Genomic DNA, 26,056 nt, shown 5'->3' with positions numbered 1-26,056 from the left:
GCGGCGTGTCGCATCCATGGCCATGCGGGTCAAGCGGGACCGCCCGGCCGGTTGCGGCGCGCGGCGGCCTCGTCCAGCACGGCGCTGAGCCGGGCAAGATCGGGCGGCTCGAGCTCGCCAATGTCGCGGGCCAGCCGATTGGCGAGCAGCGTCGCCTCCGGGTCGAGCCCGGCGGTGTCGACCGTGACCCGGGGATGGGAGAGATCGGCCAGCCGCACGAGTTCGTCCGCCTCGTCCCAGATGACACCGAGCACATGGATCACCCCCTGGATCAGGGTGAAGGTCGGGCGGCCGCGCTTTCCGTGCTCGAGGGCAGAGAGATAGGCCGGGGTGACGCCGAGCACGCCGGCCATCTCGGCGAGCGTCATGCCGCGCTTGTCCCGGTGGTCGCGCACGCGCTGCCCGAACGGCGTCATGGACCGGCCTCGCGGGCGCGGCGCAGCCGGACATAGAGCGCGCCGGAGCCGCCATGGCGCGCCTGCGCCTCCTCGAAACCGACCACCAGCGGCCGCAGATCCGGCAGGCGCAGCCAATGCGGGACGACCCGGCGCAGCACGCCGCGCTCGTCGCCGAACAGGCCCGCGCTAGCCGCGCCCTTGCCGGTGACGATGAGCGCCAGCCTGGTGCCGCGCGCCTGTTCGCGGCGCAGAAAGGCCCGCAGCGCCAGATGCGCCTCGTCCTGGCGCATGCCGTGAAGGTCGATGACCGCCTCGACGCCCTGCTGCCCGCGCCGCAGCTGCGTGCGCAGGCGGTTTTCGAGCGGCGCGAGCGGAGGGGGCGCCGGCTTCACCGGCGCCGGCCGGCCAGCGGCGGCGGCAGGCACAGTTCGGGTGTCCTCGACCGCCACGACGACGGGTGGGTCCACTGGCTCGGGCTCGACCGGCGCGCGTCCGGGCAGCGGCTTGACCGAGCGCGCGACCTGGCGCCAGAGCGCGAGATCGGCCTCCGACAATGTCCGCCCCCGCCGCACACGCATCGCTAGCGCCCGGCGTCGCGGGGCCAGAGCACGATGAAGTCGACCGGATGGCGGATCAGCCCGGCGCGGTGCCCGGCGGCTGCGCCCGATCCGACGAAGAGGTCGAGCCGGGCCGGGCCGAGGATGGCCGAGCCGGTATCCTGCGCGATCATGAGACGAGCAAGCCGCTCGTCGCCGCCCGCCGCGCCTGGGACGGTCGCGTCGATCCAGACCGGCAGCCCGTAGGGCCATTGCGTGCGGTCGATCGCGATGCTGCGCAGCGGTGTCAGGGGCAGGCCCGCCCCGCCGATCGGCCCCGACCCGGGCGGAAGGTCGTCGCGGCGGGCGAAGAAGACGAAGGAGCGGTTCAGCCTGATCAGCTCGCGGGCGAAATCCGCATCGGCCTTCAGCCGCGCGATCAGGCGGTCCATCGTCATCTGCGCGGGAGGAATGCCCTCGCGCTCGCTCAGGACCCGGCCGAGCGAGGTATAGGCGTGACCATTGCGGCCGGCATAGACCAGCCTGGTGACCGAACCGTCGGGCAGGCGGATGCGGCCCGAACCCTGGACCTGCAGCACGAAGCGATCGACGGGATCGCGCATCCAGAGGATTTCGAGATTGCGGCCATCGAGGGTCCCCGTCTCGATCGCAGCGCGATCGGGAAAGGGCTCGAGGCCGGCATCGGTTCGGCGCGCGGCCGCGAGCTCGGGGTCCAGGCCCGGCCAGGCATCCCCCGGCATCCGCGTCACCAGCTCCGGCGGGCGCCCATAGAGCGGTGTCGGGTAGGCATCCGAACGGGTCAGCGAGCCTTCGAATTCGGGTTCGAAATATCCGGTCATGAAGCCGGCCCGGTCGGGAGCGGGCCGGATGCGCCAGAAGGTGAAATGGGTCTCGAAGAAGCTCTTGGCCGCTTCGGGAGAAACCTCTCCCCTCGCCTGCAGGCGACCGGCCTGCTCACAGGCCTTGGCGAGGCCGGGCCGCACGACCACGGCGGCGCGAAGCGGCGGTTGCGCCTCGCAGCCGCGGGCGAAGATCGAGAGCGCCGCGCGATGATCGTCCTGCGCCCAGCCGGGCAGCTGGGACGGCGCCAGGGCCTGCGCGCTGGCGCCGGCGGGAAGGGGTGGGGAAGGAGCGGCCATGCCGGTCACCGGCGTCCCGCAGGCCGCGAGCAGCGCCAGTGCGACACCGGCGCCACGGATCACGCGGCGGATTCGGTGGCGACCAGGAGCCAGTTGGGGTCGCGGCTGCCGAGCTGGCGCGAGAAGGTCCAGATGTCGTTGACCTCGGATACGGCCTCGGCGCTGCCATCGACGACCACGCCCTGCGCGTCGCGGGTCGCGCTGATCAGTTGCGAAACAAAGGCGATGGTCACCTGTGCGGTCTTGCCCTTGACGTCGACGGCGGTGATCTCGGCCTTGTCGATCGAGACAAAATTCGACTCGGCCTTCTCGCCGCGCTTCTCGCGGTCGGTGATCGCCTGCTCGAAGCCGTCATAGACCTCCTTGGCGAGCAGACCCTTCAGCATCTTACGGTCGCCGCGGGCGAAAGCGGTCACGATCGTCTCGTAGGCGGCCTTGGCGCCGCCGAGGAATTCGCGCGGGTCGAAAGACGATTCCTGGCGGATGATGCCTTCAATGCCGGCGATGATCGGCGAATCCGGGGGCGCGATGTCCTTCCACCGTTCGGCGGCAGGCGCCATCGCGGCGGGATCGTTGGCCGCGCCCGGCAGGCGGATGACGTTGTCGCGCTTGGCATCGACGGCGCCGCCCTGGTCGGGTCGGGCGGGCGGAGCCTCGCGGCGGGCGAAGGGATCGGCCGGTGGCTGCTCGCTGCCGGTCTTCTGGCCGAGCACCGAGCGCAGCTTCCAGGCGACGAAAACGGCCAGAGCCAGGAAGACCAGAGTCGTCATGTCGAAGGAATTTTGCATCGAAAACTGACCCGAGGCTCCAATCGCGGTGAAGAACCGGCGTCGCCGCAAAGGGGAGCCGTCTCACGTATATGGTGAGCTAGGCTCGTAACATCCACCCCCCTGCTTGTGAAGGCGGCTTCTTGTGCGGCGCTTTGGTCCATGATAGCCGACGCCCGCGTCAGGCCTTCACAGGCGAACGCAGTCCAGGGCCTCGGACGGGTGCGGACTTCCCGAGACATTCAGCCAGAAGCGATGGGACCGATGGCCAACGAACTCCCCAACGGCAACGGCGCCGCAGATGCGGCACCGAGCATGAGCGCTCTGATCCAGTACACGAAGGACTTCTCCTTCGAGAACCCGAAGGCGCCCCGCGCGCTCGGCCAGCAGCAGGCGCAGGAAGGCCCGCAGATGTCGCTGCAGGTCAATGTGTCGAGCAGCGCGCTCGGCGAGAACGATTACGAGACCGTGCTCCAGCTCGAGGGCAAGGCCGAGATGAATGGCGAGACGCTGTTTGCCTTCGACCTGAGCTATGGCGGCGTGTTCCGCCTGCTCAATGTTCCCCAGGAGCATATCCACCCGGTTCTGGTGATCGACTGCGCCCGCCTGCTTTTCCCGTTCGCGCGCCAGATCATCGCCGAGGCGGTCCAGAACGGCGGCTTCCCGCCCTTCTATGTGCCGCCGATCGATTTTGCGGCCCTCTTCCAGCAGCGCATGCAGGAATTCCAGGGCCAGCCCTCCTGAACCGGGGCTGGATCCGCCATGACGACCAAAGGGCCCCGCGGGGCCCTTTTTCGTATTCGGTCACGGCCTGAAGGATATGGCCCGGGCCTGAGGCGGTACGGGAGCGTGTCAGGCGTCCTCGGTCAGGCCGAGATAGCCGCGCCAGAGCTGCGTCTTGCCGAGCGAGCGGATATAGGCCTCATGCGCCTCCAGAGCCGCCTCGTCGAGGCGGGGCGGCAGTGGGCGCAGCCTTTGCGGCCGCTCGACGACGAGGCCGGCCAGACCGCCCCGGCCGGTCTCCGCCGCGCCCAGGCCGAGCGAGGCCTGCTTGCCGCCGATCAGCTCGATATAGACCTCGGCCAGGATCTCGGCGTCGAGCAGCGCGCCGTGCCGAGTCCGGCGGCTGTTGTCGATGCCGTAGCGCGTGCAGAGGGCGTCGAGGCTGTTGGAGGCGCCGGGGTGCTTGCGCCGCGCCATCGACAGGGTGTCGACCACGAGCGCAGGCTGGATCGGTCCACGGCCGACCTTCTGCAGCTCCATGTTGAGAAAGCCGACATCGAAGGCGGCGTTGTGGATCACCAGGCGGGCGCCCTCGATGAAGCCGATGAACTCGTCGGCGACCGCCGCGAAGACGGGCTGCGGCGCCAGAAACGCATCCGACAGGCCGTGGACCTTGAACGCGCCCTCCGACATCGGCCGCTCGGGATTGATGTAGCGGTGGAAGCTGCGGCCGGTCGGGCAATGGTTGAGCAGTTCGACGCAGCCGATCTCGACGATGCGGTCGCCGCTATGGGCCTCCACGCCGGTGGTCTCGGTGTCGAGAACGATCTCACGCATGGCTGGCTGTCCGCTGCTGCCCGCTATGGCCGGGCCGGCCAGCGAGCGCCCGCAGGATAGAGCCGACCTGCCGGCCCGCCGCCAGAACGCTACGCGACGTGTCCACAATGAAATGGGCGCGGGCGCGCTTTTCAGCATCGGGCATCTGGCGGGCGAGGATCGCCGCGAGCTTGTCCTGCGTCATGCCGGGGCGCGCCAGGACGCGCTCGCGCTGGATCTCGGGCGGAGCGCTGACGACGAGCACGGCGTCGCAGCGGCCCTCGCCCGCGGTCTCGAGCAGGAGCGGCACATCGAGCACCGCGAGCCCTGCCCCTGTCCGGCGGCAGCGCCGCAGGAAGGCCTCCTCCTCCTCGCGCACGAAGGGATGGATGATGGCTTCGAGCCTGTTCAGCGCATCGGGTTTGCCGAGGACGGCCGCCGAGAGACTGGGGCGATCGACCGCGCCCTCCCGGATCGCGGCGGGAAACGCTGCGGCGATCGCCGCGACGGCGCGACCGCGATAGAGCGCATGGACGGCCGCATCGGCATCGTGAACCGGAATGCCCTCGGCGCGAAACAGCTCGGCCGTGGTCGACTTGCCCATGCCGATCGAACCCGTCAGGCCGAGGATGAAAGTCATGCCGTTGCGCCTGTCTTGAGCCGGGCGAAAGTCCGCCGCAGGGAATCAGTGCCCGAGGATATCGGCTTCGAGCCGGGCGCGCAGCGCCGGCGTCACCGTCGGCGTCAGGCCGAACCAGCGCGCGAAGCCCGGCACGGCCTGATGCAGCAGCATCCCGAGGCCATCGACCGCAACGCCGCCATGGCGCTGCGCGTCCCGCAGCAGCGGCGTCTGCAGCGGCACATAGACGATGTCGTCGACGATGGTGCCGGGCTTCAGCCGCGACAGGTCGAGATCGAGCGGAGGTTGGCCCTGCATGCCGAGCGCCGTCGTGTTGACGATGAGATCCGCCTCGCCGACGAGGTGGTCGCGCTGCGCCCAGTCGGCCGCTTCGAGGGGAACGCCGAGCGAGCCGGCGAGATCGTCGGCACGGCCCCTGCTGCGGTTGACCAGGATGATGCGGCCGACGCCCCGCCCTCTCAGGCCGAAGGCGATGCCGCGGGCCGCGCCGCCGGCGCCGAGCACCAGCGCTGTCCTGGTGGTCTTCTCCCAAGCTGGCGCCGAGGCGTCGAGATGGGCGAGGAAACCCGAGACATCGGTGTTGTCGCCGCAGAGGCGGCCACCCTCCAGCCACACCGTATTGACCGCGCCGATGGCGCGCGCAGCCTCGCTCGCCTCGTCGACGAGCGCCAGCATCGCCTCCTTGTGCGGGACCGTGACATTGCCGCCGGTGAACTCGCCGGCTCGCAGGCGGGCGATGAAACCCGGCAGCTCGGGCGGGGCGACATCGATCTTCTCATAGCTGCCGGGCAGGCCATGCTCGGCGAGCCAGGCGCCATGGATCAACGGCGAGCGCGAATGGGCGATGGGGTGGCCGAGGACGAAGCAGCGTGGCGGCATCAGAGTCCGTTTCCTTCAGCGCGCGAGGACATCGAGATCGCGCAAGGCGACGAAGACGGCCAGCAGGGGCAGGCCCAGAATGGTGAAGTGGTCGCCCTCGATCCTGTCAAACAGCTGGGCGCCGAGCCCTTCGATCTGGTAGCCGCCGACGCTCGACAAGGCCGCGGGCCCCGCGCAATCCAGATAGCGCGCGATGATATCGGCAGAGAGCGGGCGCATCGTCAGCCGGGCGATTGCGACGCCTTCGACCAGGGGAGCGCCGTCGCGCGCCAGGACGAAGGCGCTGTGCAGCTCATGCGTCCTGCCCGCCAAGGCGGCGATCTGGTCGGCGGCCTGCGCCAGCGTGGCCGGCTTGTGAAAGGCCTCGCCGTCGCAGGTCAGGGTCTGGTCGGCCCCGAGCACGAGACGGCCGGGATGGTCCTGCGAGACGGCAAGCGCTTTGGCGCAGGCGAGCGCTGCCGCCACCGCATCGGACGGCGAACCTGCTGCCAGCAGCGGCGCCTCGACCGCGCGCTCGTCGATCTGCGGCTTGACCACCTCGACCGGGATCCCGGCGGCGGCGAGCATGTCGCGGCGTGTCGCGCTGCCCGAGGCGAGCAGCAGCGGCGAAGCTGCCAGCCAGAGCGGGGACATCCCGGTCATGTCGCGATGAATTTCATGCGGTGGTCGCGCAGCAGGTCGAGGATCGAGGCGGCGGTTTCCTCGATCGAGCGGCGCGTGACGTCGATCACCGGCCAGCCCTTGCGGGCGCAGAGCCGCCGCGACTGGGCGACCTCGTCGGCGACGGAAGCCGGATCGACATAGGGCGTCTCGTCATCGGCCTTCAACGACAGCAACCGGTTCTGGCGGATCTGGACGATGCGGTCGGGACTCGCCACGAGGCCGACGATCAGCGGTTTCCTGATGTGGTCGAGTTCGGCGGGAAGCGGGACCTGGGGCACGAGCGGGATGTTGGCCGTCTTGATCCCGCGATTGGCGAGATAGATCGAGGTCGGTGTCTTCGAGGTCCGGCTGATGCCGACCAGGATCACGTCGGCGCTTTCGAGGTCACCGCCGAGCTGGCCGTCATCGTGAAGCAGCGTGTAGTTCATCGCGTCGATGCGACGGAAATACTCGGCGTTGAGCACATGCTGGGCGCCGGGCCGCGGCGCGGAGGCCTGGCCGAGATAGGATTGAAACAGGGCCAGTACGGGATTCAGCACCGAGAGGCAGGGGCAACCGAGCTCGCGGCAGAATGTCTCCAGGCGCTGCGACCATTCCGGCTCGACCAGCGTGTAGAGCACGACGCCCGGCGATGCCTCGATCTCGGCGAGCACGCGGGCGAGCTGCGCCTCCGAGCGCACCAGCGGATAGACATGCTCGATCGCCGACACGGTTTCATATTGCGCGGCCGCGGCTCGGCTGACCGCGATCAGGGTCTCGCCGGTGGCGTCGGAGACCAGATGGAGATGGAAATAATTGCGGTGCACGCGGGCTCCCGGGTCGATGGCGGCGTGTTCCACCTCTATCCCGGCCGGCGATCAAAGCAAATTGGGCTGCCGCCGCGCAAAGGTTAGCAGCTCAGGCGGAGGGCTGGGGTGGACGGCAAGGCCTGGGGAGGGCTGTGGACAAACGAACCAATTCAGGTGGCCGCCCGGCGGCTCTGTATAACCTTAAGAATCCGTTAACAGGCCTGGGCCTGTGGGTGGAGCGAGAGTGTTTCACGTGAATCATTTTGGCCCGGCGCAGCCCGTCCGGGATTCGCATGGGTTAATAAACCGTTAACCCCTCGCATCGGGCACGACGCGAACCGCATTGCCATCCCCCATGCCTGTGGACAGATTGTGGATCGATTTGCGGCGGGCTATCTGCCCCCCACCAGAAGAAGAAAAAGAAGATTCTCTCTCTAGAATCCTATTTAAGAGAGATAGGGATGGATTGGCGATGAACACCACGACGCATGACGAACCTGCCTTTCTGCGCGCACTGTCAGGGGAAGTGCTCGCAACGCCACCGATCTGGATGATGCGGCAGGCGGGACGCTATCTGCCCGAATACCGCGAGCTGCGGGCGAAGGCCGGAAGCTTCCTCGGGCTGTGCTACAATCCGGAGTGGGCAGCCGAGGTGACTTTGCAGCCGATCCGGCGCTTCGGCTTTGATGCCGCCATCCTGTTTTCCGATATCCTCGTCGTCCCGCAGGCTTTGGGCCAGAAGCTCTGGTTCGTCGAGGGCGAAGGACCGCGACTCGAGCCGGTCGCAGACGCAGCAAGGCTGGCCGAGATCGATGCGCAGGCCGGCATCGGCGTGCTCGATCCGGTCATCGAAACCGTCCGTCGGGTCAAGGCGTCACTGCCCAGGGAAACGGCCTTCATCGGTTTCTGCGGCGCGCCCTGGACGGTCGCGACCTACATGGTTGCGGGCCGGGGCACGCCGGACCAGGGCCCGGCCAAGGCGCTGTTTGCGCAGGACCCGGCGCTGTTCCAGCAGATCATCGACCGCATCGTCGCGACCTCGATCGATTATCTCTGCGCGCAGCTCGATGCCGGTGTCGATGCTGTCCAGATTTTCGACAGCTGGGCGGGATCGCTTGGCCGCGAGGATTTCGAGCGCTGGTGTATCGCGCCGACCAAGCGGATCGTGGACGGCGTTCGCGCACGGCACCCGCAGGCCCGGATCATCGGTTTCCCGCGTGGCGCGGGCACGTTCATCCCGGACTATGTCAGGGGTACCGGTGTCGATGCCGTAGGCCTCGAATCGGAGATCGACCGGGCCTTCGCGAGGGACGAGATCCAGTCGCTCGTGCCGGTGCAGGGCAATCTCGACCCGCTGATCCTGCGCGCCGGTGGCCCCGAACTCGAACGCGAGATCGCAGCCGTGCGCGAGGCCTTCGGGGCGGGGCCTTACGTTTTCAATCTGGGGCACGGCATCCTGCCGGATACGCCCATTGCCCATGTCGAGCGTCTGCTGGCTGCCGTGCGGTCCTGATCAAGAGCCCAGACTTCGGAGCGCCAGCGCGATGTATGAATGGATCAAGGCCGTCCATATCCTGGCGGTGGTCTCCTGGATGGCCGGCATGCTCTATCTGCCCCGGCTGATGGTCTACCATGTCGATGCGGCGCCGGGCTCGGTCCAGTCCGAGACCTTCAAGATCATGGAGCGGCGGCTGCTCAAGGGGATCATGAACCCCGCGATGATCGTGACCTGGGTGCTGGGGCTTTATCTCGCCTGGGACGCCTTCGGGTTCCGTGGCGGCTGGCTGCACGGCAAGATCCTTCTGGTCGTGCTGCTGTCGGGCATCCATGGCTATCTGGCTGGCCGGGTCCGCCGCTTCGCCGAAGACCGCAACGACAAGTCGGGACGCTTCTACCGCGTCATCAACGAAGTGCCGGCCCTGCTGCTGGTGGGCATCGTCATTCTGGTCGTCGTGAAGCCGTTCTGACGATCTGTCGTTTGCCGCTTGAGCGGAACTGCGATTCCGGTTATCAGGGCTAGCGCTTCTCCAGCGTTCTCCCTGTTGTCGATGGTTCGTGAGCCGACTGCCCCTGCAGCCGCTCGTGGCGCGCAATCTCCGCGCCGTCCGTCCGGGCCTGTCGAACCTTCCCTTGCCGTCCTGCTCCCGGCCTTCTGCGCCGTGACATTTTACGATCCGGGTGCCCCATGCGGGAAATCAAGCTCCAAGACCTCAAGGTCAAGTCACCGACCGAACTTCTCGCCTTTTCCGAGGGCCTCGAGGTCGAGAACGCCAGCACGATGCGCAAGCAGGAGCTGATGTTCGCGATCCTGAAGCAGCTTGCGGCGAAGGACACCGAGATCCTCGGCGAGGGCGTGGTCGAGGTGCTGCCCGATGGCTTCGGCTTCCTGCGCTCGCCCGATTCGAACTATCTTCCGGGCCCCGACGACATCTATGTCTCGCCGACGCAGATCCGGAAATTCGGCCTGCGCACCGGCGACACGGTCGAGGGACCGATCCGCGGACCCAAGGACGGCGAGCGCTACTTCGCGCTGCTCAAGGTCAGCACGATCAATTTCGAAGACCCCGAGAAGATCAAGCACAAGATCAACTTCGACAACCTCACGCCGCTTTATCCCGACGAACGGCTCCGTCTCGAGGTCAGCGAGCCGACCAAGAAGGATTTCTCGGCGCGGGTCATCGACATCGTCGCGCCGATCGGCAAGGGCCAGCGCGCGCTGATCGTGGCGCCGCCTCGTACCGGCAAGACCGTGCTGCTGCAGAACATCGCGCAGTCGATCACGACCAACCATCCGGAATGCTATCTCATCGTGCTGCTCATCGACGAGCGGCCTGAAGAGGTCACCGACATGCAGCGTTCGGTGAAGGGCGAGGTCGTGTCCTCGACCTTCGACGAACCGGCCACGCGTCACGTCCAGGTGGCGGAGATGGTGATCGAGAAGGCCAAGCGCCTTGTCGAGCATGGCCGCGACGTCGTCATTCTGCTCGATTCGATTACGCGTCTGGGCCGTGCCTACAACACGGTCGTGCCGTCGTCCGGCAAAGTGCTGACCGGTGGTGTCGACGCCAATGCGCTGCAGCGCCCCAAGCGCTTCTTCGGCGCCGCGCGCAACATCGAGGAGGGCGGCTCGCTGACGATCGTCGCCACGGCACTGATCGATACCGGCAGCCGCATGGACGAGGTGATCTTCGAGGAGTTCAAGGGCACCGGCAACTGCGAGATCATCCTGGACCGCAAGGTCTCGGACAAGCGCATCTTCCCGGCCATCGACATCCTCAAGTCGGGCACGCGCAAGGAAGAGCTCATCACGCCGAAGGATGTGCTCGCCAAGACCTATGTGCTGCGCCGCATCCTTAACCCGATGGGCCCGCAGGACGCGATCGAGTTCCTGATGGACAAGCTGCGCCAGACCAAACAGAACGCCGATTTCTTCGACTCGATGAACACCTGATCTGGCGCCGGTGCGCGAGCCGTTCGATTCGGCGCCGTGACGAACCAGCGGGTTTAAGCCCTTGAGCGCCAGCGACGCCCTCCCCACGATCGCGGCCTTGTCCTCCGCGCCAGGGCGAGCGGGTGTGTCTCTTGTCCGGCTGTCGGGATCACAGGTTCGATTCGCGCTCGAAACGGTCGCGGGACACCTCCCCGAGCCCCGGCGCGCGGTTCTGCGCGCGCTGCGCGACGACGCTGGCGGCGTCATCGACCAGGCCCTGGTGCTGTTCTTCCCCGGGCCCGCCAGCTTCACCGGCGAGGATGTCGCAGAATTCCACGTTCACGGCGCGCGCGCCGTGCTGGCGAAGCTGATTCAGGTGCTCTGCGCCCTCCCCGGGATCCGTCTCGCCGAACCCGGCGAATTCACCCGCCGAGCCTTCGAGGCCGGCAAGCTCGATCTGGCGGCCGTCGAAGGCCTGGCCGATCTGATCGATTCGGAAACGGAATGGCAGCGCCGCCAGGCCTTGCGGCAGATGGAGGGTGCGCTGGGCGCCTCCGTCGCCGGTTGGCGCCGGCCGTTGATCGACGCGATGGCCCTGCTCGCGGCCGAGATCGATTTTTCCGATGAGGGCGATGTCTCCGGACCGTTGATCGAGCAGGCCATGGCGGGCGTCGCTAACGTCCTGGCGGAGTTGTACGCCGCGCGCGGCAGTTTCGAGCGCGGCGAACGGATCCGAGAGGGTTTTGTGGTCGTCCTGGCGGGTCCGCCCAATGCCGGCAAGTCGAGCCTGCTCAACGCGCTGGCGCGCCGCGATGTCGCGATCGTGTCGCCGGTGGCGGGCACGACGCGCGACGCCATCGAGGTCAGGCTCGACCTCGCAGGCCTGCCGGTGACGCTGATCGACACCGCTGGGCTGCGCGACAGCAGCGATCCCATCGAAGCGGAGGGTGTGCGTCGGGCACGGGCCTTGGCCGACAAGGCCGATCTGGTTTTGAGCCTGCGCGCGGTCGATTCGGAGCCGGATCGACTCCACGATCAAGTCTCGTCGCTGGCGCTGGCTACGAAAGCCGATCTCGATGGCGCTGTCAGGCCCGGCGAACTGGCGATCTCGGTCCATACCGGGGCGGGTATCGAGTCGCTCTTGTCGATGCTTGCGGAACGGCTCGCGGGGTTGGGTGCTACGGAGCCGGCGCTGCTGACGCGTGAGCGGCACCGGGCGGCCGTCTCCGATTCCATCCTGGCGCTGCAGCGGGCGCTCGATGCGCGCCATGGCCAGGCGGAGCTCCTGGCCGAGGATCTGCGGCTGGCCGTGCTTGCACTGGAGCGGCTGCTGGGGCGGATCGATGTCGAAGACGTGCTGGACCAGCTGTTCGCCGGATTCTGCATCGGCAAATAAGTGGCCGGCCGCGCCCGCAACGGCGGTCGCCTCCGATCAGGATTGACCCCCGGACATCGCTTCGCTAGCGATCAGGCATGGTTCAGAACCCCGAAGAACACGCCTATGACGTCATCGTCGTCGGCGGCGGCCATGCCGGCGTCGAGGCGGCGGCGGCTGCGGCCCGCTGCGGTGCGCGGACGGCCCTCGTCACCCACAGGATCGAGACCATCGGGGTGATGTCGTGCAACCCGGCGATCGGTGGCCTGGGCAAAGGCCATCTCGTGCGCGAGATCGACGCGCTCGACGGGATCATGGCGCGCGCCGCCGACCGTGCGGGCATCCAGTTTCGCATGCTCAACCGCCGCAAGGGGCCCGCTGTTCGCGGCCCGCGCGCCCAGGCCGATCGCAAGCTGTATCGGCAGGCGGTGCAGGATCTGCTGGCGGAACAGGGGAACCTCGCGATCGTGGCAGGCGAGGTCTTCGACCTCGATGTCCAGGACGGCCGGGTCAAGGCCGTGATCCTGGCGGATGGTCGTCGATTCGCCACCGGAACGGTCGTGCTGACGACGGGCACGTTCCTGCGCGGGCTGATCCATATCGGCGAGACCCAGATTCCGGCCGGCCGCGTTGACGAGGCGCCGTCGCTGGGGCTGTCGGCGACGTTGGCGCGGCACGGTTTTCCGCTGGGACGGCTGAAGACGGGCACGCCGCCTCGGCTGGATGGCCGCACGATCGACTGGGCGGCGCTCGAGATGCAGGCCGGCGATGACCCTCCAGAGCCGTTCTCGGCACTGACGACCGCGATCACCATACCCCAGATCTCCTGCGGCATCACGCGCACGACGCTGGCGACCCATGAGGTGATCCGCGCCAATCTACATCGGGCGCCGATGTTCTCCGGCCAGATCGAAGGGCGCGGCCCGCGCTATTGCCCGTCAATCGAGGACAAGGTCGGCCGCTTCGGCGACCGCGACGGCCATCAGATCTTCCTGGAGCCGGAAGGCCTCGACGACGATACGGTCTATCCTAACGGGATCTCGACCTCGCTGCCGGAGGATGTACAGCGCGATCTGCTGGCGACGATCCCTGGGCTCGAGCACGCCGCGATGCTGCGGCCCGGCTATGCCATCGAATACGACTTCGTCGATCCGCGGGCTTTGCGGAACACGCTGGAGACGCGCGCCATCGCCGGGTTGTTCCTGGCTGGTCAGATCAATGGTACCACGGGCTATGAAGAGGCCGCTGCCCAGGGCTTGCTGGCCGGTCTCAATGCCGCCCGGCTGGCCGGCGGCGCCGCGCCGGTCGTGCTGGAGCGGACGTCGTCCTATCTGGGCGTCATGGTCGATGACCTCGTGACACGCGGCGTTACGGAGCCGTATCGAATGTTCACGTCACGGGCCGAGTTCCGTCTGTCGCTGCGCGTCGACAACGCCGATGAGCGGCTGACGATGTGGGGCGCAGCGCTCGGCCTCGTGGGCAAGGGCAGGCTCGCGGTCTTTGCGGACCGCAATGCATCGATTGTGGCGTTGACCTCGCATCTGCAGACCTTGTCGGTCACGCCACAGCAAGCGGATGCTGTGGGCCTGCAGGTCAATCGCGACGGGGTGCGGCGCAGCGCCTACCAGATCCTGTCCTATCCCGATATCGGCTTCGAACAGCTCGCAAGGGTCTGGCCGGAGCTGGCCGCCTTCCCGCCTGCCGTCATCGCCCGGGTCACGGCCGATGCGGTCTATTCGGTGTACCTCGAGCGTCAGTCGACGGAGATTGCAGCCTATCAGCGCGACCAGGCGCTGAAAGTGCCCGATGATCTGGATCTCGAGGGCATCTCCGGCCTGTCGAACGAGCTCAAGGCCAAGCTCGCCAGCGAACGTCCGGCTGATCTGGCGCAGGCCGGCCGGATCGAAGGCATGACGCCGGCGGCGCTGACCCTGCTTGCGGCTCATGCGAGGCGGGGCCGGTCTCGCGTGGCTGCGGCACAGTGACTCATGACTGTTGATAATTCCGACCGTGCGCGCGCTTTGCGCTTGACGCCTGTTTCACGTGAAACAGAGGAGCGCCTGGCCCTGCTCGTCTCAGAGCTGGGGCGATGGCAGGCGGCCAAAAACCTCGTATCCGGCGCGACGTTGGCGGAGGTGTGGACGCGTCATATCGCCGATTCCCTGCAGATCTATGGGCTGGCTCCTGACGCCCTCAAATGGCTCGATCTGGGGTCGGGAGGCGGTTTTCCGGGGCTCGTCATCGGGATCTGCCTGGCTGAGCGGGCTGGAGGCCATATCCACCTCGTCGAAAGCAACAGCCGCAAATGCGCCTTTCTGCGGCATGCGGCGCGGCTGACGGGCGCGCCGGTCACCGTCCATGCTGCCCGCATCGAGGACGTCGTCGGCGAGTTCGTCGGTCGGGTCGATGTGGTGACGGCGCGCGCGCTGGCGCCCCTGCCCCAACTGATCGACTGGTGCAAAGACCTGTTGAGAACCGGCACGCTCGGGCTCTTTCCCAAGGGACAACATCTAGATGCGGAATTGACGGACTCGTCCAGATATTGGAAGATTCAGGCCTCAACGGTTTCCTCCGTCACGGATGGCGCCGCCCGGATCCTGGTGGTTCGCGCGGCCGAGAAACAGGCCGATCAATGACCGATCTGACCCCGATTTCCCTGCCGCGCCGCCCGCGCGTGCTGGCGCTCGCGAACCAAAAGGGCGGTGTCGGCAAGACGACGACCGCGATCAATCTCGGTACGGCGCTGGCCGCGATCGGCGAGAAGGTGCTGATCGTCGATCTCGATCCGCAGGGCAACGCCTCGACGGGGCTGGGTGTCGATCGCCGCAGCCGCAAATCCTCCACCTATGACGTGCTCTGCGGCGATGTCGGCCTCGGCCAGGCCATGCAGGAGACCGCCGTTCCCGGATTGTTCCTGGCGCCCTCGACTCTGGACCTGCTGGGCGTCGAATTGGAGATGGCGTCCTCGAAAGACCGGACGCATCGCTTGAAGAATGCGATCGACGAGTTGGTCTACGACCAGCGCTGCTGCGACCTGACCTATGTGCTGATCGATTGCCCGCCCTCACTCAGCCTGATCACGATCAACGCGATGACGGCGGCGGATGCGGTGCTCGTTCCCTTGCAGTGCGAATTCTTCGCGCTGGAGGGCCTGAGCCAGCTGCTGAAGACGGTGGAGCAGGTGCGTGCGGGGCTCAATCCGCGCCTCATCATCCAGGGCGTGGTGCTGACGATGTATGACCCGCGCAACAACCTGTCCGGCCAGGTGATGGCGGATGTGCGCGAATTCCTCGGCGACAAGGTCTACGACACGGTGATTCCGCGCAATGTCCGGGTTTCCGAGGCGCCGTCCTACGGAAAGCCGGTGCTGCTCTATGATCTGCGCTGCTCGGGCTCGCAGGCCTATCTGAAACTTGCGTCCGAAGTGATCCGCCGCGAGCGCGCGCTGCGCGCCGCGGCCTGAGCGAATTTGCGTAGAGGGTGACGGGGATGGCAATGGCCGAAGAACAGGGGCGGTCACGCCTGGGCCGTGGGCTGGCAGCGCTGATCGGCGATGTCGGCGAGGAAATCGGTGCGCTGGAGCGTGCCCGTGGACAGCGTCGCGTCCCGGTCGAGTTCCTGCGGCCGAGCGCGCGCAATCCGCGCCGCAGCTTCGTCGAGAGCGATCTCGAGGAGCTGACGGCTTCGGTCCGCGAGCGCGGCATTCTTCAGCCGATCATCGTCAGGGCGATCGTCGGCATGCTCGACGCCTATGAGATCATCGCCGGCGAACGCCGCTGGCGGGCGGCCCAGCGGGCTGGGCTGCATGACGTCCCAGTCATCCTGGTCGAGGCCGACGACCGCGAGGCGCTCGAAATCGCCATCGTCGAGAACGTCCAGCGCACCGATCTCAACGCGATCGAGGAAGCCGCCGGCTATGAGCAGCTGATCGCCGAGTTCAACTATACGCAAAACGATCTGGCGCGGGTGATCGGCAAGAGCCGCAGCCATGTCGCCAACACGCTGCGTCTGTCGAAACTGCCTGAATCCGTCCGGCGGATGGTCAGCGAGGGCTCCGTATCGGCCGGCCATGCCCGTGCGCTGCTGTCCGTTTCGGACCCGGAATTCATGGCCCGGAAGATCGTCGACGAGGGCTTGAGCGTCCGCGACATCGAGCGGATCGTGCAGGACGAGTCGCGCGGCGAGACCAAGGGCGTGGTTTCGAAGCCCAGGGCCGAGAAGGACCCAGATACCCGCGCCGTCGAGAAGGCGCTGGAGGAGGCGCTGGGGCTGTCGGTGTCGATCGGCCACCGTGCCAATGGCAGCGGCGAGGTCAAGATCAGCTACAAGACGCTGGAGCAGCTCGACGCGCTCTGCCGCCGCCTCAAAGATTGAGGATCGGCGCTATTCGCCGCGAGCGGCGGTGCGGCCGAGGCGCGCCAGCGTCCAGAGCACGCGCGTGGCGCCAGCCTTGCCAATCTCACCGTCGCGCCGGGCGGCCAGCGTAGCGCTGCCCAGCAGGGTGATGGCTTCCATCAGCTTCGGCGTCGTCCAGTTCGCAAGCGCGGCTTCGGTCGCCGCGATGCGCGGATAGGGCAGGCGCATCGCCGCGACCATGTCCCGGGCGCTACGGCCGGCATCGACGCCCTGGCGGGCCTTGAGCATTGCCAGAGTATGGCGCAGCACCGCGCCCAGCATGACGCCGGCGTCGAGACCCTCGCCGGCGAGTTTGGCCTGGGCGAGATCGAGAGCCGGCAGTTTCCCTGAGAATACCGCGTCGATCAGCATCGCCTGCTCGCGCTGGGCGGTGTCGCCGACGACCGCATCGATATGGGCCAGGGCGACGGACGGCTCGCTGCCGACATAGAGGAGCAGCTTCTCGATCTCGCGCCGCGACGTCTGCCGATCGCCGCCGAGCAGGCTGGCGAGGTGGTCGCGGCTGCCGCGGTCGATCGTCTTTCCGGCGGCGCGCACCATCTCGTCGATGATGCCGCCGAGGTCGCGGGCGGCATCGCCGTAGCAGGGCACGACGAGCGCCGTCCGGGCGCGCTCGCAGGCGGTCCTGAGGGGGTTGGTGCGCTGGAGATCGCCAGCCTCGACGATCACGATGGCGTCCTTGGACGGCGTCGCCAGCAGCGGTTCGACGGCCGCCAGCAGCGGTTTGGAGGTGGCCGAAACGCGGATCGCCCGGCGCCCGCCGAAGAGCCCGATCGTGTTGGCCTCGTCGACGAGCTTGAGCGGGTCGGAGGCGATGTCGTCGCCGCTCATCCGGACGAGCTGAAAGGCGTCGGTGGGGTCGTCGACATGGGCGCGGGCCAGCGCCGTGGCGCGCTCGGAAACGAGGCCCGCATCGGGTCCGTAGATCAGGACGAGACGACAGGCGGGGTCGAGCCTGGCCAGCGCGCGATCGGCCTCATGCGCCTTGATGGCGACCATCGTCGCGCCCGGCCCCGCTCAGCCGGCGACGAGATCGGCGGCCATCTGCCCGCGAATCAGGGTCGCGAGGTTCTTGGCGGCGCGAACCTGTGCGTCGCGCGCCGCACGGACCGTGGCAAAGCGCTGCGACGACCGTTCATAAGGCGCCCGAACGATGTTGGTGCCCTGCGACACGACCTTGCCGGTGCCGTTCTCGGTCAGAGTCCAGGTCGCCGTGGCCACGAGAATCGCCGAATCCGCGCGACCATTGGCGTAATCGACCGTCACGACCTCGATGGATTCGGCAATGCTGGCGTTGAACTTCAGCCGCCGGGAGCGATCCGGCTCATTGCCGCCATCCAGCTCGAAGACCAGCTCATTGCGCAGGTAATGGCCGATCAATCCCTTGATCTCGGGGACCTCGACCTCTTTCAGGGTGTCCTTGATGCTCCCGCCGGTAACGCTGCGGGTGTTCTCCGCATAGAGCGGCTGAAAGCAGCCGCCCGCCATCGCGGCGGCAAGCAGCGCGGCCGCCAGCATCAGCCGGCCGGCCGGGCGTGCTGTGGCGCGATGTCCGGTTTCAAACGACGACATTCACGATTCTCCCGGGAACGACGATGATCTTGCGGATCTCGCGGCCATCCAGCGCCTTGGTGACGACGTCGGACGCCCTGACCAGCGCTTCGACGGCGATCGTATCCGCATCGGCCGGCACGGTCACCTCCGCGCGCTTCTTGCCGTTGACCTGGACCGGCAGCGTCAGGCTGTCATCCCTCAGCAAGGCCGCTTCTGCCTCGGGCCATGAGGCCTCGCCGACGAGGCCCGGCTGGCCGAGCGCCTGCCAGCATTCCTCGGCGAGATGGGGCATCATCGGCGCGACGAGTTGGGTCGCGATGACGCCGGCCTCATGCAGCGCAAAGGCGATGTCGGGTGCCAGAGCCGCGTTCTCTGCTGCCGCGTCGAGCGCTTTCCCGATCGCGTTGGTGAGCGTGTAGACATGGGCGATGCAGCGGTTGAAGCCGAGCCGCTCGATATCGTTGCCAACGGCGTCCAGAGCCCTGTGGCTGGCCTTGCGCAGGGTCTCCGCGGGCTCACCCAGGGATGCGGGCCGAGGGGCGGTGTTGCCCGTGCGCTCGGCGATCTCCCCGAGCAGGCGCCAGAAGCGCTGGACGAAACGGGCGGCGCCCTGGACACCCTCGTCGGTCCAGATCACGTCGCGATCGGGCGGGGAATCCGAGAGCATGAACCAGCGTGCGGTGTCGGCGCCGTAGGAGGCGATGATGTCGTCGGGATCGACGACGTTCTTCTTCGACTTCGACATCTTCTCGATCGCGCCGATCTCGATCGGAGCGGCCGTGTCGACATGGAAACCCTTGCGCTCGGCACCAGCGCCCTCGATGCGGACATCGCCGGGCTCGACCCAGTTGCCGTCGGCGTCGCGATAGGTCTCGTGGACGACCATGCCCTGCGTGAACATGCCGGCGAAGGGCTCGTCGAGGCCGGCATGGCCGGTCGCCTTCATGGCGCGCGTGAAGAAGCGCGAATAGAGCAGGTGCAGGATCGCGTGCTCGACGCCGCCGATATACTGGTCGACCGGCAGGAAGCGATCGACGACGGCGCGGTTCGTCGGGCTCTCCGTCCGCCAGGGATCTGTGAAGCGGGCGAAATACCAGGAGGAATCGACGAAGGTGTCCATCGTGTCGGTCTCGCGCCGCGCCGCGCCGCCACATTGCGGGCAGGCGACATGCTTCCAGCTCGGATGGTGATCGAGCGGGTTGCCCGGCTTGTCGAAGGAGACGTCGTCGGGCAGCTGCACCGGCAGGTCGGAATCGGGCACCGGCACCGTTCCGCATTCGGCGCAGTGGATCACCGGGATCGGGCAGCCCCAATAGCGCTGGCGCGAGACGCCCCAGTCCCGCAGACGGAAGTTGACCTTGCGGGCGCCGACCGGACGGTCGCCGCGGATCTCGCTCTCGAGCCGGCGGGCCACCTCTTCTTTCGCTTCCGAAATGGTCAAGCCATCGAGGAAGCGCGAATTGATCATCCGGCCGTCGTCGACATAGGCGGTGTCGGTGATCACGAAGCTCGCCGGATCGACGCCCTCGGGGGCGACGACGGGGGTGTTGCCGAGGCCATATTTGTTGACGAAGTCGAGGTCGCGCTGGTCATGGGCGGGGCAGCCGAAGATCGCGCCCGTGCCGTATTCCATCAGGATGAAGTTGGCGACGTAGACCGGCAAGGTCCATGACGGATCAAGCGGATGGGCGACGCGCAGGCCGGTATCGAAGCCGAGCTTCTCGGCCTTGTCGATGTTCTCCTGGGCCGTGCCGGTGCGCTTGCACTCCTCGATGAAGGCCTGCAGGGCGGGGCTGCGCGCGGCAACCATTCGGGCGACCGGGTGATCGGGGGCGATGCCGAGAAACTTCGCTCCGAACAGGGTATCGGGGCGGGTCGTGTAGACCTCGATCTCGTCGGCCTCGACCGCCTTCGATTCGAGAGCGAAACGAACCAGCAGCCCTTCCGAGCGGCCGATCCAGTTCTTCTGCATCAGGCGGACCTTGTCGGGCCAGCGGGTCAGGCCCTCCAGCGCGTCATGCAGCTCCTGGCCGAAGGCGGTGATCTTGAAGAACCACTGCGTCAGCTCGCGGATCTCGACCGGCGCGCCAGAGCGCCAGCCTTTGCCGTCGATGACCTGCTCGTTGGCGAGCACGGTCTCATCGACCGGGTCCCAGTTGACCTTCGCGGTCTTGCGATCGACCAGCCCGGCCTTCAGGAAGTCGAGGAACATCTTCTGCTGGTGGCGATAATAGGACGGGTCGCAGGTCGCGAGCTCGCGGCTCCAGTCCAGCGAGAGGCCCATCGACTGCAACTGCGTCCGCATCGCCGCGATATTGGCGTAGGTCCATTCCCGCGGATGGACCTTCTTCTGCTTGGCGGCGTTCTCGGCGGGCAGGCCGAAGGCGTCCCAGCCCATCGGGTGCAGCACGGCGAAGCCCTTGGCCCGCTTGTAGCGCGCCACGACGTCGCCCATCGCGTAATTGCGGACATGGCCCATATGGATGCGTCCCGACGGGTAGGGAAACATCTCGAGGACGTAGTAGCTCGGCCGCGGGTCGTCGTTGCTGGTTTCGAAGAGCTTGCGCTCCTCCCAGACGGCGCGCCATTTCGGCTCGGATTCCTTGGGATTGTAGCGTTCGACGGCCATGGCAGCGGGCTATTCTTGCATCATCGGAGGTGCCAGACGAGAGCCAGCTCTCGTCCAAGAGTTAGCGCATGATTGTATCCGAAAACCGGGTCCCACTTTTCGGCATCATGCTCTAGGACACCATTGAGGCGACGCGGTCAACGCCGTGCCGGGTCTGGAAGGGCAGCAGATGAACGATACGGTTACGCGTTTGGCGGAAATCCGGGCGGCGATTGCGCGCACGGCGCGCGATTTCGAGCGCGAGCCCGATTCGGTGACGCTGATCGCGGTGTCCAAGACGATGCCGGCGGAGGTCATCCTTCCCGTTTTGGAGGCAGGGCAGCGCGTCTTCGGCGAAAACTACGTCCAGGAGGCCAAGGCCAAGTGGCCGGGGCTGAAAGCGCGGTTTCCCGATGCGCAGGTGCACATGATCGGGCCGCTCCAGTCCAACAAGGCGAAGGAGGCGGTCGAGCTGTTCGATGCGATCCATTCGCTCGATCGCGAGAGCCTCGCCAAGGAGCTGGCCCGCGAGATCGGCCGCAGCGGCCGGGCGCCGACGCTGTATGTGCAGGTCAACACCGGCGACGAGCCACAGAAGGGCGGCGTCAGCCCTGCCGAGATCGACGCCTTCCTCGAAACCTGCCGGGTCCATCATGGCCTGGTGATCGAGGGGCTGATGTGCATTCCGCCGGCGGAGGATCCGCCCTCGCCGCATTTCGCCCTGCTGGCCAAGATCGCGGCCCGCCACGGCCTGCGGGGCCTGTCGATGGGCATGAGCGCCGATTACGAGGCGGCGATCCAGCTCGGCGCAACGCATGTGCGCGTCGGCAGCGCGATCTTCGGGGCGCGGGGGTAGGGCCTGCGCCCTCCTGCCCGGGCGCTGGCCCGAGCAGGAGAGCTTGCGTCAAATCCGCTCGCCGACGTCGATCCGGTTGCCGTCGGGATCCTCGAAGACGAAGGCGCGCAGGCCGTAGTCCTTGTCGCGCAGGCCCTTTACGATGCGAAGGCCGTGGGCCCGGACAATCGCGTGAAGGGCGTCGATGTCCTCGACCAGCATGTGAGCGACGGCGAACGGCGCCGGCCTGTGGTCTCGCTGCAGCGTCAGATGCAGTTCACCTGCATCGCGCTTCAGGATGACGAAACCGACGGGGTCGCCGTTCTCGAAGGTTTTGCTGAAGCCTATTGCGCCGACATAGAAGTCGCAGGCGCGCGCCATGTCGGCGACGGCGACGGTCGCGGCGATCCGGCCGAAGCGGAGGGTGTCGGAGGGGGAGTCGGTCATGGCAGTCTCGAGCTTGGAAACCGCGACGGGCGCGGGACGGTGCCCGCATGGCCGTCGGCTGGCTCCTGGAGGGGATCGAGACGGTGCTCGCGACCTCCATAATCCGCTCCGATCTATCTGACCAGCATCACGCAGTGCCGCGCCAGCCGCGGCAGCACCTTCGAAAAAACGTGACGCTCGACTGCGACGCAGCCGGCCGTGGGCGTGAAGCCCGGGCGGGCGAGATGCCAGAAGATCGCGCTGCCGCGGCCGCGAATCACCGGTGCGTCGTTCCATCCCAATTCGACGATGACGTCATAGAGGTGGTCGTCGCGGGTCAGCCGCTCCTCCGCCTCGCCCGGAGGGCGGTCGATCAAGCGGTTGTAGCGGCGGTCCGCGACATCGTCGCACCAGGCGTCGCGCGCGGCGATGATGCGCAGCGGCAGCAGGCTGAGTGGGCGGCCGATGCGGTCGGCCCGGAAGAGCACACTGCGTAGCGGCAGATCGGCGCGGGGTGTCCGGCCGTCGCCCTCGCGTTTCAGCATCCCGATGCCCGCGCGGCCAAGCGCACAGGGAAAGGCGGCCCCGCCAGCGATCAGAAAGCCCTTCCGACGGTCGCGGACCGAGGCGAAGACGCGCAAGCGCGTCAGACGGCGAGGGCGCTCGAAAGCCGGGCGCAGCGGGTCTCGATCACGGTTTCTCACGGGAATTCCAATGGGCGTGACTTGCGGTCACGGTGGGGCCGGCTCATGGTGTACTGCCATTTCTCGTGCGAACGATGTTTCATGCCCGCCGTGCATCATATCCTGCTGGTCGACGACGACCAGACCCTGCGAGACGCGCTCGCCGAGCAGCTCGCGCTCTATGACGAATTCAAGCTCTCGACCGCCGGCACCGCGACCGGCGCCGTGAAGGCGGTCCAGGCCGAGCGCATCGATCTCGCGATCATGGATGTCGGCCTGCCCGACATGGATGGCCGCGAGGCGGTGAAGCTGATGCGCAAGAACGGCTTCAAGAGCCCGGTGATCATGCTCACCGGTCAGGGCTCGGACGCCGACACGGTTCTGGGGCTCGAGGCCGGCGCCAACGACTATGTCGTCAAGCCCTTCAAGTTCGCCGTGCTGCTGGCGCGCATCCGTGCGCATCTGCGACAATACGAGGCCAGCGAGGACGCGGTCTTCCAGGTCGGTCCCTATACCTTCCACCCCGGCTCGAAGCTGCTGGTCAGCGAGAAGGGCTCGAAGACCAAGCTCACCGAGAAGGAAACCGCGATCCTGCGCTTCCTTTACCGGGCCGGCCGCAAGCCGATCGCCCGCGAGGTGCTGCTGCAGGAGGTCTGGGGCTATAACAGCCAGGTGACGACGCATACGCTCGAAACCCATATCTACCGGCTGCGCCAGAAGATCGAGCCGGACCCGGGCAACGCCCGGCTGCTCGTCACCGATGCCGGCGGCTACCGGCTGAACCCTTAAGTCCCGATGGCGCTCGACGACGACATTGCCCTGCTGGCCCGGCAGCCGCTGCTGAGCCTGATGGAGCGCGATGCGCTGAGGCTCGTCGCCTTCGCGGCGGAGAGCCGCATCCTGCGCGCCGGAGATGTGCTGTTTCGTGTCGGCGAGCCCTCGGACGGGGCGGTGCTGGTCGTTTCCGGCGCAATCGCCCTCAACAGCCGCGAGGATGGGCAGCCGGCCGAAGAGATCGTCGGATCGGGCGGGCTGATCGGCGAAATCGCGCTGTTCACGGCGGTGGCGCGCCCGGTCACTGCGATTGCGCGCGAGCCCACCCAGGTGATGCGGCTGTCGCGCAGCGTGATGCGGCGGGTGCTGGCCGAATCGCCGGATTCCGCGCAAGCCGTCGCGGCGGCGATCAGCGAGCGGCTGCGGAACTTCGTCGGCGAGCTGACGGCCGTTCAGGACGCGCTGGCGGCGATCGACCGCGCCTGAGGTGCGACCGGGCCGCAATCGCCAGGGCACCCTTCAGACCAGATCAGAGCGCCAGCGTCACCGTCACCGGGACATGGTCGGACGGTCGTTCCCAGCCGCGGGCTTCGCGCAGGAAGGTGACGTCGCGCAGCGCGGGCGTCAGCGCATCCGACAGCCAGATATGATCGAGCCGGCGGCCGCGGTTGGAGGCTTCCCAGTCGGCGGCGCGGTAGCTCCACCAGCTGTAGAGCTTCTCCGGCTCGGGCCGCAGCGTGCGCGCGGCGTCCGTCCAGCCGAGTTCGCTGCGCAGCTTCTCCAGCGTCGTGGTTTCGATCGGCGTGTGGCTGACGACGTCGAGGAGCTGCTTGTGGCTCCAGACATCATGTTCGTACGGCGCGATGTTGAGGTCACCGAGCAGGATCGCCGGCCTGTCGGTCGGCCGCTGGGCGACGCCCCAGGCGCCGATGGCCTCGAGGAAGGCGAGCTTGTGGGCGAACTTCTCGTTCTTGTCGGGATCGGGGATGTCGCCGCCGGCGGGGATGTAGAAATTGTGGATCGCGATGCCGGCAGCCGCGCCGGCGCCGGCGCCCAGCACCGCGGTCATGTGGCGGGCGTCGTTGCGGCCGCACATCGCCATGGCGTCCTTCGCGGCGAAGGGCAGCTTCGAGACGATCGCGACGCCGTTATAGCCCTTCTGGCCGATGAAGGCCTGGTGGACATAGCCGGCCTTCTCGAAGGCCTTGCCCGGAAACTGCTCGTCAGGCGTCTTGGTTTCCTGCAGGCACAGGACATCGGGCGCATGGCGGCTCAGGTAATCGGTGACCATGCCGATGCGAAGCCTGACCGAGTTGATGTTCCAGCTGGTGACGGTGAGTTGCAAGGGCGCGGTTCCGGCGACAAGGGTGCCGGAAACTCATCCGCTGGCGCGCAAAAGGCAAGCCGCCTGACACGGCTTCCGGCCAAGCCTCAGAGCTTGCGCTGGTAGTCGATCACGAAATTCTTGGCGTCGGGCCGGCGCTGGGTGTCGAGATTGTAGAGCGAGACGGTCGTCTCGTAGCCCTGAGGATCGATCACGACCCATTGCCGCAGCACATTGGCCGCCAGATCGAATTTCAGCGCGATCTTCGAGGTGCCGCCGAGCGTCGAGCGGTCCTCGAGGCGCAGCGTCAGCACGTCGCCATCGACGGCCGCGCCGGTGATCGTGCCCTCGCGGGCCAGGTCCATGCGCTCGCGCACCAGGAATTTGAGGGGTGTCTGGCCGAGCGAATAGATGTCCTGGGTCGCCAGCCGCTTGTCGCGGACCGCAACCGACGTGCCGTCCGCGATCACCTCGATCGTGGCCGGCGGTGCATATTCGAAGCGCATTTTGCCGGGGCGCTGGATGTAGATCCGGCCCTCGAGGCGGCGGCCATCGGCCGCGTGCTGGATGAAATTGCCCTGCAGCGACGAGAAGCTGTTGAGATAGGCGTTCAGCCGCTCGATGGCCTCCTCCTGCGTCGCGGGCGCGCCGGCCTTGGCGCGAACTGGGGCAGGGGCCCTCGTGGTCTCCGTTGCGGCGATCACGGCTGCTGCGCCTGTCGCCTGGGTGGACGAGGCCTCCGATACGCGCGGCAGTCCGAGGCCCGGAGGCCGCATCGGCGGCAGCGGCAGGGGTCGGCTCACGGCGGGCCGTGCGGCGGCCGGTTTGGGCGGAAGGATCTGGAGCGGCTGGGCCATCAGCGAGGACGGAAGCACGACGCAGCCGAGCCATGCCAGCATCGCAGCCTTGGCCCGGAGGGTCGGATTCGATGTCATCAGCAGGCCTTGCTCCCCTTCGCGCCGATCCCATCCAGCGGACCCGACACCTGTTCATTTCGTGCCAGGCCTCAGCCCCGCTGAACACCTAACGCAATGTCATGTGTCAGGTTGCAGTGCCCTGATGGCAATTTGAGGACCGGGAGGCGCAACCACAAGGGCCAGACGCCGCGACAAGCCCCCTTTCAGTCCTCGTCTTCCCGTGCCCTGCCGGTTTCGACGAGGATTTCGCGTTTGCCGGCGTGGTTGGCGGGGCCGACGATGCCCTCGTGCTCCATCCGCTCCATGATCGAGGCGGCGCGGTTGTAGCCGATCTGGAGGCGGCG

The 26,056-nt window shown here is 67.4% G+C and carries 28 protein-coding genes and 1 pseudogene; 12 read left to right on the top strand and 17 right to left on the bottom strand.

The features are described 5' to 3' along the window. Nucleotides 1–29: 29 nt before the first annotated feature. The 4 genes from Q8S38_RS13745 to Q8S38_RS13730 are packed head-to-tail and all read right to left on the bottom strand — an operon-like array spanning nt 30 to nt 2,882. On the bottom strand, nt 30–416 hold the full coding sequence (locus tag Q8S38_RS13745) for a helix-turn-helix domain-containing protein (RefSeq protein ID WP_305680995.1): 387 nt from the start codon (nt 414–416) through the stop codon (nt 30–32). Next, nucleotides 413–976: a Smr/MutS family protein gene (locus tag Q8S38_RS13740; protein WP_305680994.1), complete on the bottom strand. Its 564-nt coding sequence runs from the start codon at nt 974–976 to the stop codon at nt 413–415. Before Q8S38_RS13740 ends, Q8S38_RS13745 begins: the two co-directional genes overlap by 4 nt. Nucleotides 977–978: 2 nt before the next feature. Then, nucleotides 979–2,157, bottom strand: a complete 1,179-nt coding sequence (gene mltA / locus Q8S38_RS13735) for a murein transglycosylase A (RefSeq protein ID WP_305680993.1) — start codon at nt 2,155–2,157, stop codon at nt 979–981. After that, the gene (locus Q8S38_RS13730) at nt 2,154–2,882 is read right to left on the bottom strand and encodes a Tim44/TimA family putative adaptor protein (RefSeq protein ID WP_305680992.1); all 729 of its coding nucleotides are present in this window, start codon (nt 2,880–2,882) and stop codon (nt 2,154–2,156) included. Before Q8S38_RS13730 ends, mltA begins: the two co-directional genes overlap by 4 nt. Nucleotides 2,883–3,125: 243 nt before the next feature. Here Q8S38_RS13730 and secB point away from each other — a divergent pair, with 243 nt between their 5' ends. Further along, on the top strand, nt 3,126–3,605 hold the full coding sequence (gene secB, locus Q8S38_RS13725) for a protein-export chaperone SecB (RefSeq protein ID WP_305680991.1): 480 nt from the start codon (nt 3,126–3,128) through the stop codon (nt 3,603–3,605). A 108-nt stretch (nt 3,606–3,713) separates the two neighbouring features. On the opposite strand, the gene dnaQ is transcribed toward secB, so the two are convergent. Genes dnaQ through Q8S38_RS13700 form a run of 5 tightly spaced genes read right to left on the bottom strand, consistent with a single transcriptional unit; the run spans nt 3,714 to nt 7,388 of the window. After that, nucleotides 3,714–4,421, bottom strand: coding sequence for a DNA polymerase III subunit epsilon (gene dnaQ, locus Q8S38_RS13720; protein WP_305680990.1), 708 nt, complete (start codon nt 4,419–4,421; stop codon nt 3,714–3,716). Next, nucleotides 4,414–5,040, bottom strand: coding sequence for a dephospho-CoA kinase (gene coaE / locus Q8S38_RS13715; RefSeq protein ID WP_305680989.1), 627 nt, complete (start codon nt 5,038–5,040; stop codon nt 4,414–4,416). Before coaE ends, dnaQ begins: the two co-directional genes overlap by 8 nt. A 45-nt stretch (nt 5,041–5,085) precedes the next feature. Beyond that, nucleotides 5,086–5,919: a shikimate dehydrogenase gene (locus Q8S38_RS13710; RefSeq protein ID WP_305680988.1), complete on the bottom strand. Its 834-nt coding sequence runs from the start codon at nt 5,917–5,919 to the stop codon at nt 5,086–5,088. 15 nt (nt 5,920–5,934) lie between these two features. Then, nucleotides 5,935–6,552 carry a Maf family protein gene (locus tag Q8S38_RS13705; RefSeq protein WP_305681146.1) on the bottom strand — a complete coding sequence of 206 codons (618 nt, stop codon included), beginning with the start codon at nt 6,550–6,552 and terminating at the stop codon, nt 5,935–5,937. A 5-nt stretch (nt 6,553–6,557) separates the two neighbouring features. Next, nucleotides 6,558–7,388 (bottom strand): pyruvate, water dikinase regulatory protein, encoded by an 831-nt coding sequence (locus tag Q8S38_RS13700; RefSeq protein WP_305680987.1) that lies wholly within the window; start codon nt 7,386–7,388, stop codon nt 6,558–6,560. Nucleotides 7,389–7,842: 454 nt separating this feature from the next. Between Q8S38_RS13700 and hemE the strand changes: the two genes are divergently transcribed. The 8 genes and pseudogenes from hemE to Q8S38_RS13660 all read left to right on the top strand — a co-directional run bounded on the left by hemE (nt 7,843) and on the right by Q8S38_RS13660 (nt 16,549). Continuing rightward, nucleotides 7,843–8,883, top strand: coding sequence for a uroporphyrinogen decarboxylase (gene hemE / locus Q8S38_RS13695; protein ID WP_305680986.1), 1,041 nt, complete (start codon nt 7,843–7,845; stop codon nt 8,881–8,883). 28 nt (nt 8,884–8,911) lie between these two features. Continuing rightward, nucleotides 8,912–9,337: pseudogene (gene hemJ, locus Q8S38_RS13690) on the top strand (protoporphyrinogen oxidase HemJ); the annotation flags it as partial. Nucleotides 9,338–9,555: 218 nt separating this feature from the next. Next, the gene (gene rho / locus Q8S38_RS13685) at nt 9,556–10,821 is read left to right on the top strand and encodes a transcription termination factor Rho (RefSeq protein WP_305680984.1); all 1,266 of its coding nucleotides are present in this window, start codon (nt 9,556–9,558) and stop codon (nt 10,819–10,821) included. A gap of 124 nt (nt 10,822–10,945) precedes the next feature. Beyond that, nucleotides 10,946–12,196 carry a tRNA uridine-5-carboxymethylaminomethyl(34) synthesis GTPase MnmE gene (mnmE, locus tag Q8S38_RS13680; RefSeq protein ID WP_371125881.1) on the top strand — a complete coding sequence of 417 codons (1,251 nt, stop codon included), beginning with the start codon at nt 10,946–10,948 and terminating at the stop codon, nt 12,194–12,196. Nucleotides 12,197–12,273: 77 nt separating this feature from the next. Further along, on the top strand, nt 12,274–14,160 hold the full coding sequence (gene mnmG / locus Q8S38_RS13675) for a tRNA uridine-5-carboxymethylaminomethyl(34) synthesis enzyme MnmG (RefSeq protein ID WP_305680982.1): 1,887 nt from the start codon (nt 12,274–12,276) through the stop codon (nt 14,158–14,160). Between the two features lie 3 nt (nt 14,161–14,163). Next, entirely contained in the window at nt 14,164–14,811 is a 648-nt protein-coding gene (gene rsmG / locus Q8S38_RS13670) for a 16S rRNA (guanine(527)-N(7))-methyltransferase RsmG (protein WP_305680981.1), read from the top strand. Beyond that, entirely contained in the window at nt 14,808–15,638 is an 831-nt protein-coding gene (locus tag Q8S38_RS13665; RefSeq protein ID WP_305680980.1) for a ParA family protein, read from the top strand. Before rsmG ends, Q8S38_RS13665 begins: the two co-directional genes overlap by 4 nt. A gap of 32 nt (nt 15,639–15,670) precedes the next feature. Further along, nucleotides 15,671–16,549 (top strand): ParB/RepB/Spo0J family partition protein, encoded by an 879-nt coding sequence (locus Q8S38_RS13660; RefSeq protein ID WP_305680979.1) that lies wholly within the window; start codon nt 15,671–15,673, stop codon nt 16,547–16,549. Between the two features lie 9 nt (nt 16,550–16,558). Here the strand turns inward: Q8S38_RS13660 and holA are convergent, their stop codons facing one another. Genes holA through leuS form a run of 3 tightly spaced genes read right to left on the bottom strand, consistent with a single transcriptional unit; the run spans nt 16,559 to nt 20,774 of the window. After that, nucleotides 16,559–17,590 (bottom strand): DNA polymerase III subunit delta, encoded by a 1,032-nt coding sequence (holA, locus tag Q8S38_RS13655; protein WP_305680978.1) that lies wholly within the window; start codon nt 17,588–17,590, stop codon nt 16,559–16,561. 18 nt (nt 17,591–17,608) lie between these two features. Beyond that, on the bottom strand, nt 17,609–18,109 hold the full coding sequence (gene lptE, locus Q8S38_RS13650) for an LPS assembly lipoprotein LptE (RefSeq protein ID WP_305680977.1): 501 nt from the start codon (nt 18,107–18,109) through the stop codon (nt 17,609–17,611). A 40-nt stretch (nt 18,110–18,149) separates the two neighbouring features. After that, a complete protein-coding gene (gene leuS, locus Q8S38_RS13645; RefSeq protein ID WP_305680976.1) occupies nt 18,150–20,774 on the bottom strand; it encodes a leucine--tRNA ligase in 2,625 nt (874 codons plus the stop codon). A gap of 169 nt (nt 20,775–20,943) precedes the next feature. Here leuS and Q8S38_RS13640 point away from each other — a divergent pair, with 169 nt between their 5' ends. Beyond that, nucleotides 20,944–21,609, top strand: a complete 666-nt coding sequence (locus Q8S38_RS13640) for a YggS family pyridoxal phosphate-dependent enzyme (RefSeq protein ID WP_305680975.1) — start codon at nt 20,944–20,946, stop codon at nt 21,607–21,609. A 48-nt stretch (nt 21,610–21,657) separates the two neighbouring features. On the opposite strand, the gene Q8S38_RS13635 is transcribed toward Q8S38_RS13640, so the two are convergent. Together Q8S38_RS13635 and Q8S38_RS13630 are read right to left on the bottom strand one after the other, a co-directional pair. Further along, nucleotides 21,658–22,035 carry a glyoxalase superfamily protein gene (locus tag Q8S38_RS13635; protein WP_305680974.1) on the bottom strand — a complete coding sequence of 126 codons (378 nt, stop codon included), beginning with the start codon at nt 22,033–22,035 and terminating at the stop codon, nt 21,658–21,660. 113 nt (nt 22,036–22,148) lie between these two features. Beyond that, nucleotides 22,149–22,718 carry a L,D-transpeptidase family protein gene (locus tag Q8S38_RS13630; protein WP_305680973.1) on the bottom strand — a complete coding sequence of 190 codons (570 nt, stop codon included), beginning with the start codon at nt 22,716–22,718 and terminating at the stop codon, nt 22,149–22,151. A gap of 81 nt (nt 22,719–22,799) precedes the next feature. Here Q8S38_RS13630 and Q8S38_RS13625 point away from each other — a divergent pair, with 81 nt between their 5' ends. Then, a complete protein-coding gene (locus tag Q8S38_RS13625; protein ID WP_066733763.1) occupies nt 22,800–23,486 on the top strand; it encodes a response regulator transcription factor in 687 nt (228 codons plus the stop codon). A 6-nt stretch (nt 23,487–23,492) separates the two neighbouring features. Continuing rightward, a complete protein-coding gene (locus Q8S38_RS13620; RefSeq protein ID WP_305680972.1) occupies nt 23,493–23,957 on the top strand; it encodes a cyclic nucleotide-binding domain-containing protein in 465 nt (154 codons plus the stop codon). Nucleotides 23,958–24,000: 43 nt separating this feature from the next. Here Q8S38_RS13620 and xth read toward each other — a convergent pair whose 3' ends face one another. The 3 genes from xth to Q8S38_RS13605 form a co-directional block, all read right to left on the bottom strand. After that, the gene (gene xth / locus Q8S38_RS13615; protein ID WP_305680971.1) at nt 24,001–24,816 is read right to left on the bottom strand and encodes an exodeoxyribonuclease III; all 816 of its coding nucleotides are present in this window, start codon (nt 24,814–24,816) and stop codon (nt 24,001–24,003) included. A gap of 86 nt (nt 24,817–24,902) precedes the next feature. After that, nucleotides 24,903–25,730, bottom strand: a complete 828-nt coding sequence (locus tag Q8S38_RS13610) for a LolA family protein (RefSeq protein WP_305680970.1) — start codon at nt 25,728–25,730, stop codon at nt 24,903–24,905. Nucleotides 25,731–25,915: 185 nt separating this feature from the next. Continuing rightward, nucleotides 25,916–26,056: DNA translocase FtsK (locus tag Q8S38_RS13605; protein WP_371125807.1), on the bottom strand; the 141-nt coding region annotated here is incomplete at its 5' end.

Origin of the sequence: Allobosea sp. (assembly GCF_030695125.1) — a bacterium.
In the GTDB taxonomy this organism is placed as follows: domain Bacteria; phylum Pseudomonadota; class Alphaproteobacteria; order Rhizobiales; family Beijerinckiaceae; genus Allobosea.
This window is presented reverse-complemented; position numbering and strand designations above follow the sequence as displayed.

Bases quoted from the DNA above. Each gene is read 5' to 3' on its own strand.
- holA (WP_305680978.1), bottom strand. From the start codon at position 17,590: ATGGTCGCCATCAAGGCGCATGAGGCCGATCGCGCGCTGGCCAGGCTC.
- dnaQ (WP_305680990.1), bottom strand. From the start codon at position 4,421: ATGCGTGAGATCGTTCTCGACACCGAGACCACCGGCGTGGAGGCCCAT.
- coaE (WP_305680989.1), bottom strand. From the start codon at position 5,040: ATGACTTTCATCCTCGGCCTGACGGGTTCGATCGGCATGGGCAAGTCG.
- mnmG (WP_305680982.1), top strand. From the start codon at position 12,274: ATGGTTCAGAACCCCGAAGAACACGCCTATGACGTCATCGTCGTCGGC.
- Q8S38_RS13740 (WP_305680994.1), bottom strand. From the start codon at position 976: ATGCGTGTGCGGCGGGGGCGGACATTGTCGGAGGCCGATCTCGCGCTC.
- Q8S38_RS13620 (WP_305680972.1), top strand. From the start codon at position 23,493: ATGGCGCTCGACGACGACATTGCCCTGCTGGCCCGGCAGCCGCTGCTG.
- Q8S38_RS13660 (WP_305680979.1), top strand. From the start codon at position 15,671: ATGGCCGAAGAACAGGGGCGGTCACGCCTGGGCCGTGGGCTGGCAGCG.
- Q8S38_RS13710 (WP_305680988.1), bottom strand. From the start codon at position 5,919: ATGCCGCCACGCTGCTTCGTCCTCGGCCACCCCATCGCCCATTCGCGC.
- Q8S38_RS13745 (WP_305680995.1), bottom strand. From the start codon at position 416: ATGACGCCGTTCGGGCAGCGCGTGCGCGACCACCGGGACAAGCGCGGC.
- Q8S38_RS13610 (WP_305680970.1), bottom strand. From the start codon at position 25,730: ATGACATCGAATCCGACCCTCCGGGCCAAGGCTGCGATGCTGGCATGG.
- leuS (WP_305680976.1), bottom strand. From the start codon at position 20,774: ATGGCCGTCGAACGCTACAATCCCAAGGAATCCGAGCCGAAATGGCGC.
- Q8S38_RS13635 (WP_305680974.1), bottom strand. From the start codon at position 22,035: ATGACCGACTCCCCCTCCGACACCCTCCGCTTCGGCCGGATCGCCGCG.
- Q8S38_RS13625 (WP_066733763.1), top strand. From the start codon at position 22,800: ATGCCCGCCGTGCATCATATCCTGCTGGTCGACGACGACCAGACCCTG.
- hemE (WP_305680986.1), top strand. From the start codon at position 7,843: ATGAACACCACGACGCATGACGAACCTGCCTTTCTGCGCGCACTGTCA.
- secB (WP_305680991.1), top strand. From the start codon at position 3,126: ATGGCCAACGAACTCCCCAACGGCAACGGCGCCGCAGATGCGGCACCG.
- Q8S38_RS13705 (WP_305681146.1), bottom strand. From the start codon at position 6,552: ATGTCCCCGCTCTGGCTGGCAGCTTCGCCGCTGCTGCTCGCCTCGGGC.
- Q8S38_RS13665 (WP_305680980.1), top strand. From the start codon at position 14,808: ATGACCGATCTGACCCCGATTTCCCTGCCGCGCCGCCCGCGCGTGCTG.
- rho (WP_305680984.1), top strand. From the start codon at position 9,556: ATGCGGGAAATCAAGCTCCAAGACCTCAAGGTCAAGTCACCGACCGAA.
- rsmG (WP_305680981.1), top strand. From the start codon at position 14,164: ATGACTGTTGATAATTCCGACCGTGCGCGCGCTTTGCGCTTGACGCCT.
- lptE (WP_305680977.1), bottom strand. From the start codon at position 18,109: ATGCTGGCGGCCGCGCTGCTTGCCGCCGCGATGGCGGGCGGCTGCTTT.
- Q8S38_RS13640 (WP_305680975.1), top strand. From the start codon at position 20,944: ATGAACGATACGGTTACGCGTTTGGCGGAAATCCGGGCGGCGATTGCG.
- Q8S38_RS13730 (WP_305680992.1), bottom strand. From the start codon at position 2,882: ATGCAAAATTCCTTCGACATGACGACTCTGGTCTTCCTGGCTCTGGCC.